Source organism: Sphingobacterium sp. UBA3549, from assembly GCF_002376635.1.
Classification (GTDB): Bacteria; Bacteroidota; Bacteroidia; order Sphingobacteriales; family Sphingobacteriaceae; genus Sphingobacterium.
Window position 1 is genome coordinate 1 of record NZ_DFOE01000018.1, and the last position, 11,842, is coordinate 11,842.

The 11,842-nt window shown below is 38.7% G+C and carries 11 protein-coding genes; 4 read left to right on the forward strand and 7 right to left on the reverse strand.

Features of this window, described 5'->3' with window-relative positions:
* Positions 1 to 35 precede the first annotated feature (35 nt).
* From B2W36_RS10165 to B2W36_RS10180, 4 genes are all read right to left on the reverse strand, one after another.
* Positions 36 to 1,244: a serine hydrolase gene (locus B2W36_RS10165; protein ID WP_293882123.1), complete on the reverse strand. Its 1,209-nt coding sequence runs from the start codon at positions 1,242 to 1,244 to the stop codon at positions 36 to 38.
* A gap of 46 nt (positions 1,245 to 1,290) precedes the next feature.
* Positions 1,291 to 1,959, reverse strand: a complete 669-nt coding sequence (locus tag B2W36_RS10170; protein WP_293882125.1) for a hypothetical protein — start codon at positions 1,957 to 1,959, stop codon at positions 1,291 to 1,293.
* A 4-nt stretch (positions 1,960 to 1,963) separates the two neighbouring features.
* Positions 1,964 to 2,458 (reverse strand): dihydrofolate reductase, encoded by a 495-nt coding sequence (locus B2W36_RS10175; protein ID WP_293887623.1) that lies wholly within the window; start codon positions 2,456 to 2,458, stop codon positions 1,964 to 1,966.
* A gap of 62 nt (positions 2,459 to 2,520) precedes the next feature.
* Positions 2,521 to 3,342, reverse strand: coding sequence for a thymidylate synthase (locus B2W36_RS10180; RefSeq protein ID WP_209576601.1), 822 nt, complete (start codon positions 3,340 to 3,342; stop codon positions 2,521 to 2,523).
* Positions 3,343 to 3,610: 268 nt separating this feature from the next.
* Here B2W36_RS10180 and mtaB point away from each other — a divergent pair, with 268 nt between their 5' ends.
* Entirely contained in the window at positions 3,611 to 4,933 is a 1,323-nt protein-coding gene (mtaB, locus tag B2W36_RS10185; RefSeq protein WP_293887624.1) for a tRNA (N(6)-L-threonylcarbamoyladenosine(37)-C(2))-methylthiotransferase MtaB, read from the forward strand.
* Between the two features lie 212 nt (positions 4,934 to 5,145).
* Here mtaB and B2W36_RS10190 read toward each other — a convergent pair whose 3' ends face one another.
* Entirely contained in the window at positions 5,146 to 6,042 is an 897-nt protein-coding gene (locus B2W36_RS10190; RefSeq protein ID WP_293887625.1) for an EamA family transporter, read from the reverse strand.
* Positions 6,043 to 6,315: 273 nt separating this feature from the next.
* Between B2W36_RS10190 and B2W36_RS10195 the strand changes: the two genes are divergently transcribed.
* From B2W36_RS10195 to B2W36_RS10205, 3 genes are all read left to right on the forward strand, one after another.
* Entirely contained in the window at positions 6,316 to 6,888 is a 573-nt protein-coding gene (locus tag B2W36_RS10195) for a C40 family peptidase (RefSeq protein WP_293887626.1), read from the forward strand.
* Between the two features lie 174 nt (positions 6,889 to 7,062).
* Positions 7,063 to 7,482 (forward strand): hypothetical protein, encoded by a 420-nt coding sequence (locus tag B2W36_RS10200; protein WP_293887627.1) that lies wholly within the window; start codon positions 7,063 to 7,065, stop codon positions 7,480 to 7,482.
* 359 nt (positions 7,483 to 7,841) lie between these two features.
* Complete coding sequence (locus B2W36_RS10205; RefSeq protein ID WP_293887628.1) at positions 7,842 to 9,401, forward strand: calcineurin-like phosphoesterase family protein; 1,560 nt, start codon at positions 7,842 to 7,844, stop codon at positions 9,399 to 9,401.
* 352 nt (positions 9,402 to 9,753) lie between these two features.
* Here the strand turns inward: B2W36_RS10205 and B2W36_RS10210 are convergent, their stop codons facing one another.
* Together B2W36_RS10210 and B2W36_RS10215 are read right to left on the reverse strand one after the other, a co-directional pair.
* On the reverse strand, positions 9,754 to 11,106 hold the full coding sequence (locus tag B2W36_RS10210) for a nucleoside permease (protein WP_209576590.1): 1,353 nt from the start codon (positions 11,104 to 11,106) through the stop codon (positions 9,754 to 9,756).
* Positions 11,107 to 11,149: 43 nt separating this feature from the next.
* Positions 11,150 to 11,776 carry a bifunctional nuclease domain-containing protein gene (locus B2W36_RS10215; protein WP_209576588.1) on the reverse strand — a complete coding sequence of 209 codons (627 nt, stop codon included), beginning with the start codon at positions 11,774 to 11,776 and terminating at the stop codon, positions 11,150 to 11,152.
* Positions 11,777 to 11,842: the final 66 nt, after the last annotated feature.

An 11,842-nucleotide genomic window follows, 5' to 3' on the forward strand; every position in this document is an offset into this window, starting at 1 on the left:
ACTGTCATTTTGAGACAGCCTCGTCTTTTTGTATTTTATTTTCTGAAATCAAATTTAGATAGATCAGGTTTAAACTTTTTTACCCTTTTTAATTCTTCCTGATAAATTACCTGCCCGATATTTTTTAAAAATGGGTAGGTTACCGTTTCGTATTCATAGCGTCCATCGTTGTAGATGCCATTTTCATTAGACTGTACAACAACGGCGAGCATAAATTCCACCCCATGTTCAAAGTCGACGATATAAGCATTATCAATATTATAGCCATAAGAATCACCATACTTGTTGAAGATCCGTATGTTGGGATCTAAGGTCGTATTTTTTTCACGGCCATAAAAAAGGAGCTTGCTATATGTTGGCCAGAATTCTGTGGAGTCATATTTCGGGAAATCCGACTCAAAGGTATAGCGCGACATATAATCATAGAGCAGTGCGTAGTCCTCCTTTTTCAGGTTAAATCTATCTTTAGGCTGAAATGCTTCAGGAAATAACAATTTCTTCAAGATGAGCTGTTGATCTTGGAGTGCATAGACATTTAATCCTTCAAAGCTCCAGGGTTCATGGATTAGCTCATCTTTGTCGTTCATATAGCCTTTTCCTTGAAGGGTATTGGCCAGCTTGATGGGATAGTCTTTGGGGTCGAACCGTGCCTCTTGTTTATAAATAATATTTTCTCCATTGTAAAAGGTTATAGGATTGGTATGTTTGGCCCATATGCCCTTGTCGCCAATAGCGAGGCGGTTGACAATGCGGCTGTATTGGGTACCATATTTTTTAAGTTTTGTATTGAGCTCAGCACGGCCAATAAATTCGAACAGTCTGTTCTGGGCATCATTGTCGCTGGTCAATAGGATTTTTTTTACATATTGTGCCACGGAAGGAAGACCATTGGCGGCCGATTCGTCCACAAAAACCTTAGTCTGCTTTTCAAAAGCAGAATCAATGCGGAGGGGAGTATCTTTGGTTAAACCTGCAAGATGGAGATCGTTGATTTTTTCTAAGGCCAGAATTGCTGTCGGCAGCTTCACTGTACTTGCGGGATAAAAATACCAGTTCGGATTCAGTCGATAGCTATAGGACCTGAAATGTGGCCTATTGGATTTGTCACGATCAATTTGCGTATACAGAATTTGCACCTCATTTTTAGTCGGATGACTCAATATGTTTTGAAATAGATCAGGATGACTTTGAAGTAATTTTTCCAGGTAAACAGTATCTATCTTTTGAGCGTATGCGTCTGACATGAATAGGGTGAAAATTAAGATAAAGTATTTGTGCATGTGCTTTAGATCAAAGTGTCGCGCTTGTTGATTCCTGTCTATTAAGCTCTTCTATAACTTTTAACAATTTGTTTTTTGATAGGAGTTTTTTTGCTTTTTCATTTCCCTCTACATAAGGCTCCAAGGTTTCTTTTTTCAGTGGTAAAATTTCCTTCGCCTTTTCCATTTTAAAATGCGATATGGTAGGTTGATTGATATCAGCGGTCATGCTATAGCGGCGGATTCGCTGTTCATGACTGACAGTGTCGACCAAAAATAACCAGCAACTGTCCTGTGGAATGCCTTTTATTTTCTTGTTCCAATAATCTATCCGATAGATTTCTTTCGTCTGATCGGGCGTTACCGTATGTTTCTTGCCTTTTTCCCGCCAGGATATTTCACTGGGTGCCGTTGTGGTTCTTAATTTTATTTTTGTTTTTGCAACAACGGTGCTGTCATTTTTCAAAACAATATAAAATTTATACCTACTGCTTATCGGTTCGCTATTGAAAGAATAGAACCGGGGGGTATATAAGCCCGGTAAAGTAACGTTCCCACTAGGAGTTCGTATCGTGGTTGGCGGGCTAAATTGTGCGAGAGCTCTGTTCGAGGTACCCAGTAAGAAAATTACGAAACGTAATGTCCATAGGATCATGGAGCTTTTTGCTCCATGATATTGCGTTTTGAAATTCGTAAACATAGAACTATTTTCTTGTATAAACTTCAAAGGTATAAGCAAATGCATGTTTTTCATCTGCTTGATGCGAATCTGAGGAAACCAATTCCCATTCTTCGGATGGTAATGCAGGAAAGAAAGCATCTCCTTTAATGGTGGTATGCACCCGTGTCAAAAGTACTTTGTTGGCGAGTGGAAGGGCCTGCTGATAGATGTTTGCACCACCAATAATAAATATCTCTCGCTCGTCGCGACAATATAAAAGAGCTTCCTGAATACTGTTAGCGACATCAATATCTTCGCCTTGAAAATCTGCGTTGCGTGTGATGACGATATTCCTTCTTTCCGGTAATGCTTTACCGATGGACTCAAATGTCTTTCTGCCCATCAGTACAGAATGTTCAATAGTATTTTTCTTGAAATATTTAAAGTCGTTTGGTAAATGCCAAGGCATCTTGTTGTTGATTCCGATGGAATTGTTTTCCGATGCAGCGACAATTAATGTGATCGTTGGGTTGCTCATTGTTGATATAATGTGATTATTCGTCCGATAAAAGAATGTTGCAAAATTAGCTGCCGTCATTATTAAACAGCAACCGGAGCTTTGATATGCGGATGTGATTCGTAGTTCAATAATTCAAAATCTTCAAACTTGAAATCAAAAATATCTTTTACTTCGGGGTTAATTCTCATCTGGGGTAGCGCTTTGGGCTCTCTGCTCAACTGAAGTTCCGTTTGTTCAAAGTGGTTACTATAAATATGCGCATCCCCTAGGGTATGAATAAATTCTGCCGCTTCCATATCACACACTTGGGCAACCATCATGGTGAGAAGTGCGTAAGATGCAATGTTAAAAGGTACGCCCAAAAATATATCCGCACTACGCTGATAGAGTTGACAAGACAATTGTGGCTTTAAAATTCCTTTTTCAGGTTGCGCTGGAGCGACATAAAATTGAAAAAAGGCATGGCAAGGTGGCAATGCCATATGTTCGATTTCAGCGACATTCCATGCCGATACAATAATACGACGGGAATCCGGCGAATTTTTAAGCTGATTAATTACTTGTGCGATTTGATCAATATGACGGCCATCAGGTGTTGGCCAAGAACGCCATTGCGATCCGTACACCGGGCCCAAATTTCCTTGTTCGTCAGCCCATTCGTCCCAAATGCTTACGCCATTTTCTTTGAGATACTGAATATTGGTCTCGCCCTTTAAGAACCAGATTAACTCATGGATAATGGATCGAAGGTGTAATTTTTTTGTCGTTACTAGAGGAAAACCTTCTTGAAGGTTGAAACGCATCTGATATCCAAAGACACTTTTGGTACCTGTGCCAGTACGATCTGTCTTTACAACACCATTCGTATATACATGTCTGAGTAAATCTAAATATTGTTTCATCTGTAAAAAAGTAATTGTTAAATATTAAATATCAATGCTATTATCGAACTGTGTGGGAACGATTAGCCCTATTTTATATGTCTGATTCTCAATCGGGAGATATTTGAATGCATGATGTTCGAATTTGATTTCGTCAGCCTGTGATAAGCTGTTGATGCATTAAGCCTTTCAAGATAGTCAAAACTAAGGAAAATCCTTATAACGAGAAAGTCAAAACTCAAAATGATAAGATGGGTTACTGAAAAAAAATGTAATTTTGCAAAATATTATGGAGAATAAAAAAGTAGCTTTTTATACACTTGGGTGTAAACTGAATTATTCGGAGACATCATCCATTGGTCGTTTATTTAAAGAAGCGGGCTATGATACCACAGCGTTCAATAGTCGTGCTGACGTTTATGTAATCAATACATGTTCGGTAACGGATAATGCTGACAAGAAGTGTAGAAAAGTGGTTAAGGAAGCTTTAAAGCACTCTCCCAATGCTTATATTACGATTGTTGGTTGTTATGCGCAGCTAAAACCAAAAGAGATCGCCGAGATCCCTGGTGTAGATATGGTTTTGGGTGCTGCTGAAAAGTTTAATATTATTGAGCATATCAATGATTTGACCAAACAGGAAAAGACAATCGTTTATAATGGTCCGATTGATGAGACCAATCAATTTGTATCTGCTTATTCGATTGGTGATCGTACACGCACTTTCCTAAAAGTACAGGACGGATGTGATTACTCATGTACATTTTGTACGATTCCCCTAGCACGCGGCGGAAGCCGCTCCGGTAAAATTGAAGAAATTGTACGACAGGCGGAAGAAATTGCAGCTTCCGGGGTTAAAGAAATTGTGTTAACAGGGGTAAACATTGGCGATTTTGGTATCCGCGATGGTAAGCGAGAAGACCGCTTCCTTGATCTGGTAAAAGCATTGGATGATGTCGAAGGTATTGATAGAATTCGTATCTCCTCAATAGAACCCAATCTGCTTTCCAATGATATTATTGAGTTTGTAGCGCAATCAAAACGTTTCGTTCCACATTTTCATATGCCTTTACAGTCTGGAAGCAATAAAATTCTGAGTTTGATGCGCAGAAGATACAAAAGGGAGCTCTATACAGAGCGCGTCGCGTTTATCAAATCTCTGATGCCCAATTGCTGTATAGGCGTTGACGTCATTGTTGGATTTCCGGGAGAGACACGTGAGGATTTTATCGATACGTATAATTTCTTGAACGATATGGAGATTTCGTATTTGCATGTATTTACATATTCTGAAAGAGAGAATACGATTGCCGCACAAATGGAGGGCGCTGTACCAGGAGCTCAACGTAGTGATCGGAGCAAAATGTTGCATATCCTTTCCGAGAAGAAGCGTCGTGCTTTCTATGAATCTCAATTAGGAGAAATCGGAGACGTATTGTTTGAGGCTGATGAGAAAGACGGTTACATGCATGGTTTCTCTAAAAATTATGTTAAAGTGCGGACTTTATACGATCCCTTATTGGTGAATGAGGTCGTGCCGGTAAAATATATGGAAGTAACGGACTCCTGTGAAGTCGGGGTGGAAGAAGTTCCAGAGACATTGATTCATTAGTTCAATAAAGATTTATAACATACAAAAGAGGCAATCTTCTCTAATAAGATTGCCTCTTTTGTATGAAAGTTATTTGCTGTCATTGCCAGAAAGAACTTTCATTCGCTTTTGTTGCCGTCGGTGTCTACTACACCGCGAAGGTTTAATTGCTGTATTCGGATAGATATCCTCAAATTGATTGCAGAAAGCTGACCGAAAGGTGATCTTTAACTCTAATGTGTACTACTCTTTGCTGCATTTAACCAGATAACGGTACCCAAGATCAAAAGCACCCCAAGCCATTGAATAGTCGATACACTTTCATGAAGGATGAAAAATGACATACAGGTCGCCACAGGCAGTTCGGCCGAACTCAATATTCCTCCTAAGGAGAATCCAGTTTTAGGTAAACCATAGGCAAACAATAATGGCGGAATGACTGTACCAAATAAAGAAAGTATCAATCCAAAATAGAAAAAATTATCATCAAATTGACCATTGAATAAATAAGTCGGTGGAAATAAAGTGAAGATCAGGATACAAGAACCTGTTACCATAATAGCACTTTTTTGAATGGGGTGGTAGTCATTGCCGACACGCCCATTTACAATCATGAAGACCGAATAGGCAGTCGCCGCCAAAAGACCGAATAACACACCGGTTAAATTGAGTTGTTGTAATCCTTTTTCAATGAGTCCAGTCGCTAATAATGTTGCAATAAGTACAATTCCAATGCCGATCAGATTGTTCTTTGAAGGTTTTGTCTTGAAAAAGATAAACTCAATAAGCACGCCGATCCAGATATATTGCATTAGCAAGACTATAGCTAATGAAGCGGGAACGAGCTGAACACATTTATAATAGAGAACACTCACCAGACCGGTAGAAGTACCGCTGATTAATATTTTGACCCAGGAAGATTTCTTGTTTGAAGATTGAAACGACTTTGCCGAAAAGAGTTTAATGGTAATATAAATAAGCCACAGTATAAGCATGCCAAACAAGACCTGGATTCCCGTTACTTCGCCTAATGTCAGTCCTTTACTGTAAGCTTTTTTTACAAACGTTGATAGTATTCCGAAACTACTTGCACCTAAAAAGACAGCTAATGCACCTTTTAATTTTTCCATTCTCAAATAAATTAGGCGTCAAAGTTACGATTTCTGAACAATTCTTTTCCTGATCTGACGTTCTTAGCGAGAAAAGTAATCTTTCGAGGGGGGGCGCAGTGGAATAGATGTAGCTGATACCTCATTGGTGAAAATTCGCCAATAGTCGATGGTGTTAGATGGGGGTTATAAAAGTGGTAATTACCGCAAAATGTTTTTGGCAACACGGTAAATGTATTGCATATAAACCGCAATTTAGTTAAGTTTGTTAGGCAACAACGTAAATTGAACAGCATGATTGTCAGATTTTATTTCGTCTTCTTTTTGGGTGTAGTTCTATTTTTGAGCAGTTGTTCAACAAAGAAAAAAGTACTTATCGCTAATTATCATCCTGCTAAGGGGGGCGTTTTGACAGATGCTAGTTCTGCGCGAGGAAGGTCCTTTTCGGGATCTCGGCTTGACAGTTATGCCGACTTACTTAATGTGAGTGCCCAAAAGCTAAATCCACACCTTTACTCTTTTATCGATGACTGGATGGGAATACCGCATCGTATGGGTGGACAGAACAAATCCGGTGTGGATTGTTCGGGCTTTGTAAATCTGCTCTACATGGAAGTATATAAAGGAAATTTGCCGCGCACTTCCCGTGACATGGAAGGAGTAGTAAAGCGAAAAAAGGTCGATAAACTTCAAGAAGGGGATCTCGTATTTTTTTCGTTCGGGCGTAACGGGATAGATCATGTTGGTGTATACCTTCATAATAATAAGTTTGTGCATGTGTCAACGCGCAAGGGCGTTATTATATCTGATCTTTCCGATAGCTGGTATGCCAAGACCTTTGTTGACGCAGGCTCTCCTAATATCTAGATCGCAGTAACTCATGTAGGTTTTATGTCATATCTTGATATAAACTTTTATACCCTATATAAATCCTTATTTTTGTCAAAATTTATAGCAATGACAATAAAGAGTAAGAAGATTTTTTTGGGCCTTTGTATTATTGTGCCGTTTTTGATGTATTGTGTTTATTACTATAGTAATATGATCAAAAATGCCCCTTTTCGTTTTGCTGATTTTGAATCCATAGAATTCAAATACGGCGAGCCGAACCACATGGTCAATGAATACAATTCTAAAACGCGTATCTATAAATATTTAGACAAAAAAGATTCTTTAATTACCGATACTGTAAAATTTACAAAAGACGATCTATTGTATCTCCATCGCAAAGCCATGGAGCTGGGGTTTTGGAATCTAGATACAGATATGACAGGTCCCGAATGGCAGCAGGATTCGACAAATTCTAAGATTCCACGTTTTTATCTGGAATTCAACTATAAAGATAAATCCAAACATATAACTTTAGATGCCGATTTCGCAGGCAATCCGCGCATGCATGACGCGGCAAAGTCTATGATTGATGAAGTCAACCGCATGTTGGCGACCGCGCAGGCAAGATAGTTAAGAAATAGACACTAACGGTAAAAGGAGAAATTAAGCAATTGGTTTCCCTTTTTTTGTATCCACTCTTTTTTCTCGGATCATTTATGTAAGACTTCGGAGGAAGAACAAAGGTCAGTCTACTAATACAACCTGAAATAACAGGTACTTTAAACGGAACTAACAGCGATCTGATAGGGACCTCATTCGGATGAATGCGTATAAAGTACGAATAATATCCCTATTACTTTAGTATTAAATATGTGTTAATTAGTAAGTTGGTTTGATGATAAACCCTTCGTTTCTTGATGAATTCTTGATATTCTCTTTATACTCCTTTAACCTGAATGGAATACTTTAGCGCCAAAACAAAATAACATATGAGAACATTTTTGGCATTAGCAATTTCGTGGGCATTCGTCCATGCTGCGCACGCACAAGATTTTGCAAAAGGAAAAGTTTATTTGGACGTAAACAAAAACGGAAAATTAGATAAAAATGAAAAAGGTATTGTGTCTGTTTCTGTTAGTAACGGACGTGAGGTAACTACCACAGATAAAGATGGTAATTATCAATTACCCATTGGGAATGACAATATCATTTTCGTCGTCAAACCGTCAGGTTATGTCTTGCCTTTGGATGAAAATAATCATCCAAAATTCTATTATATCCATAAATTGAACGGCAGTCCAGTTTCAAAATACCCTGCCGTCGTTGCTACAGGGAAGATCCCGGCTGCGGTGAATTTTGCTTTGTATCAGCAAGAAGAAGAACCAAACTTTTCGGCCTTCGTTTTCGGTGATCCACAGGCCTACACGGAGGAAGAACTGGCCTATTTCAAAAACGGGGTGATCAATGAAATTTCGGATAAGACAATTGCAAAATTTGGCATCAGCTTAGGCGACTTGGTGGGCGATGATCTTTCCCTACAGCCAAAATATAAGTCGGTGATTTCTACCATGGGATTGCCGTGGTATAACGTCATGGGAAACCATGATATGAATTATGATGCAAAAGTGGATAGTCTTTCCGATGAATCGTTTGAGAAAACTTTTGGTCCCAACAACTATGCATTCAACTATGGAAACGCGCATTTTATTATTCTGGACAATATTATTTATCCGAATCCACGCACAGGAAAAGGGTATTTAGGTGGATTCCGTAAAGATCAGTTAGATTTTGTGGAAAATGACTTAAAAAACGTTGCCAAAGATAAACTGATTGTATTGGCGTTCCATATTCCTTTATACCATCAAAACTCAGATGTCTTTCGAAATGAAGATAGACAACGTCTTTTCGATATTTTGGCTCCATTTAAGCATACCTTGTCTTTATCAGCACATACACACTTTCAACGTCAGTATTTTTATGGGCAAAAAGACGGATGGAAACAAGAAAAGGCACATCACGAATATAACGTAGGCACTACATCGGGTGATTGGTACTCTGGCGAGTTGAATGAGAAAGGGATTCCTGTCTCTACGATGCGGGATGGTACACCAAAAGGATATGCTATTTTGAAAATTGAGGATAATCAATACAGTTTCGATTACAAGGTTGTCGATAAGCCGGCATCGTATCAGATCGACTTATACGGAGCTTCGGTTATTCCGGAAAAGTACACCAAAAGATATCCGATATACGCTAATTTCTTTATTGGAAAGGAGGGCGATAAGGTCAGGTTTAGAATCAATCAGGGGGAATGGAAAGAGATGGACTTTGTAAATGAAAACGATCCGGCATTTCTAAATTCATTGGCTAAATATGATACAGCAACTGAATTGAAGAACACCCGTAGACCTTCCAACCCGGAAAAATCAAGCCATTTGTGGGCCGCTAATCTGCCAAAACTTAAAGCAGGAAAATATCAGATTGAGGTTCAGGCGATCGATCTTTTCAATAGAGTACATGCGGCAACGAAAATGATAGAGGTGAGATAAAAACTTTTTTAGCGTTGTTTTAAGTTTAAAGATAGCTTAAGATACACTTAACATATGTCGCCTATATTTGTATAGAGTAATTTTTGATTCATAAAGAGTTAGGGTTAATGTGTAGATCTGTTGTGAAACACGTCTGAAAATTTAGTTTGTTTTTAAAGTGAAGGTAATCTCCCCAGGTTACCTTTCACTGTTTTTACCCCCGTCGTGGTAAAATTCGTTTAAACTTTGTTATCACTGACTGCCCATGTGGTTAAAAAAATCTTTAACAGTAAAATAGCATCCATACATCCGATTTGTCTTTTACAAAAAAAAAAGCCGCTAACTGCGGCTTTTTTTATTTTAAGCTTAGCGGTTAACGCTCGTGTTTATGTCTAAAGAATAAAGCAAAAAGGATTGCGATAACAAAGGTGTAAAGCGCAAATGCAAGCCAGATATCATGCCAGTCTTTTAGCATAAGATTGCCACTTAAAACACCGTCAGGTAAGATCGAAATATTTTTTTCCTTTAAAAAATGTAGAAAGTGGGTGTTATTCACTGTTGTGTCCAGGTATTGGGCTAAATCTTTGCTATGCTGAAAACTTTTGGTAAAGTATTGGTCAATGATCCATCCAGAGGCAAAACTGCCTACAACGGCGCCAAAACCATTTGTCATCATCATAAATAAACCTTGGGCAGAACTGCGTATACTGGAGGTTGTCGAGGTTTCGACAAACAGTGAACCTGAAATATTAAAAAAATCAAAGGCCATGCCATATACGATGCAAGATAGTACAATCATCCAAAGTCCACCAGCGGGATCCCCAAATGAGAATAATCCAAAACGTAATACCCAGGCAAACATAGAAATCAACATTACTTTTTTTATTCCGAATCTTTTGAGGAAGAATGGAATAGCGAGAATAAAGAGGGTTTCGGATATCTGTGAAATTGACATAATGATTGTCGAATATTTCACAACGAAAGATTCGGCAAATTTAGGGTAGAATTTAAATTCATCCAAAAATACGTCACCGTAGGCGTTGGTCAATTGGAGTGCTGCACCTAAGAACATGGAAAAAATAAAAAACAAGGCCATTTTATAATTTCCAAAAAGCTTAAACGCTTCCAGACCTAATAATTGTGTCCAAGAAGCATTTTCCTGTTGTAATTTTTTCGGTGGACATTTTGGTAACGTAAACGCGTAAAGGCTTAAAGCCAACGCTGCAGTGCCGGCGATGTAGAATTGAAAGGCCGTTGCTTTGCTACCCGTTAAATTGGTGATCCACATCGCGACGATAAAACCGATCGTGCCAAAAACCCGGATAGGGGGAAACGCTTTGACCAGGTCGTAGTTGTTTTCATTTAGTGCAGTATAAGCGATGGAATTCGATAGCGCCAACGTTGGCATATAAAAACACATCGCCGCAAGCATCGCATAAAAAAAGGTGTTTGGATCATTTACCTGAGGTAAATAGAATAAAACACCTGCATAACATAAGTGAAGAATAAAATATAATCTTTCGGCATTTATCCACCGATCGGCAATGATTCCCATCAGTGTAGGCATAAATAGAGATGCGATTCCCATTGTCGCAAAAATGGCTCCAAATTGCGTACCATCCCATTGCTTTGTGCCAAACCAATAGTTAGCTATTGTAATCAACCATGCTCCCCAGACAAAGAACTGAAAGAAGCTCATGATGGTCAATCTTAATTTAATAGACATAAATGATGTTATTTAAAATTTTGTTTCGCTCTAATGAAAGGCGTTATTTTCTTTTGGAAATCTCATCCCTAATCAACGCAGCCCGTTCGTAGTTTTCTTCGGTCAATGCCTGATTAAGTGCTTGTTCCAATTGCTCATTTGTCAATGCCGAGAAAGGATTCTGTGGGGACTTTGACGGTGTTTTTTCTTCGACCTCAACAACACTTGGGTCCTGAACTTTGTTGGATTTGTCCAGATTTTCCAAAAATGCGAACTCATGCCCTTCAATAATAATTCCTGCAGAGGACATAATAAATTCGTAGGCATATATGGGGGCTTCAAACCGTACAGCGAGTGCAACAGCATCAGAAGTGCGCGCGTCAATCTCTACAATTTTGTTGCCGTCGGAACAGATAATTTTAGCATAAAATATGCCTTCAATTAGATTGTAGATAAGCACTTCAATAAGCTGAATTCCAAATGAATCTGCAAAGGATTGAAATAGGTCGTGTGTCAGCGGGCGACTAGGAATCATTTTTTCTATCCGAATAGCAATAGCTTGAGCCTCGTGACTGCCGATGATGATGGGTAATCTTCTGTTGCCTTCCACTTCACCTAATACCAGGGCATAAGCCCCTGATTGGGTTTGACTATAGGATAAACCAACGATATCTAATCTGATTTTCTTCATTTTAATTTCAAACCGGTTTACAAACTTAGATAAATTTGCTTTTATATGCAATTATAACCAATAAAA

What these genes read in the sequence shown, in the direction of transcription:
- B2W36_RS10165 (WP_293882123.1), bottom strand. Translation starts at nt 1,244, where the DNA reads ATGTCAGACGCATACGCTCAAAAGATAGATACTGTTTACCTGGAAAAA.
- B2W36_RS10170 (WP_293882125.1), bottom strand. Translation starts at nt 1,959, where the DNA reads ATGTTTACGAATTTCAAAACGCAATATCATGGAGCAAAAAGCTCCATG.
- B2W36_RS10175 (WP_293887623.1), bottom strand. Translation starts at nt 2,458, where the DNA reads ATGAGCAACCCAACGATCACATTAATTGTCGCTGCATCGGAAAACAAT.
- B2W36_RS10180 (WP_209576601.1), bottom strand. Translation starts at nt 3,342, where the DNA reads ATGAAACAATATTTAGATTTACTCAGACATGTATATACGAATGGTGTT.
- mtaB (WP_293887624.1), top strand. Translation starts at nt 3,611, where the DNA reads ATGGAGAATAAAAAAGTAGCTTTTTATACACTTGGGTGTAAACTGAAT.
- B2W36_RS10190 (WP_293887625.1), bottom strand. Translation starts at nt 6,042, where the DNA reads ATGGAAAAATTAAAAGGTGCATTAGCTGTCTTTTTAGGTGCAAGTAGT.
- B2W36_RS10195 (WP_293887626.1), top strand. Translation starts at nt 6,316, where the DNA reads ATGATTGTCAGATTTTATTTCGTCTTCTTTTTGGGTGTAGTTCTATTT.
- B2W36_RS10200 (WP_293887627.1), top strand. Translation starts at nt 7,063, where the DNA reads ATGATCAAAAATGCCCCTTTTCGTTTTGCTGATTTTGAATCCATAGAA.
- B2W36_RS10205 (WP_293887628.1), top strand. Translation starts at nt 7,842, where the DNA reads ATGAGAACATTTTTGGCATTAGCAATTTCGTGGGCATTCGTCCATGCT.
- B2W36_RS10210 (WP_209576590.1), bottom strand. Translation starts at nt 11,106, where the DNA reads ATGTCTATTAAATTAAGATTGACCATCATGAGCTTCTTTCAGTTCTTT.
- B2W36_RS10215 (WP_209576588.1), bottom strand. Translation starts at nt 11,776, where the DNA reads ATGAAGAAAATCAGATTAGATATCGTTGGTTTATCCTATAGTCAAACC.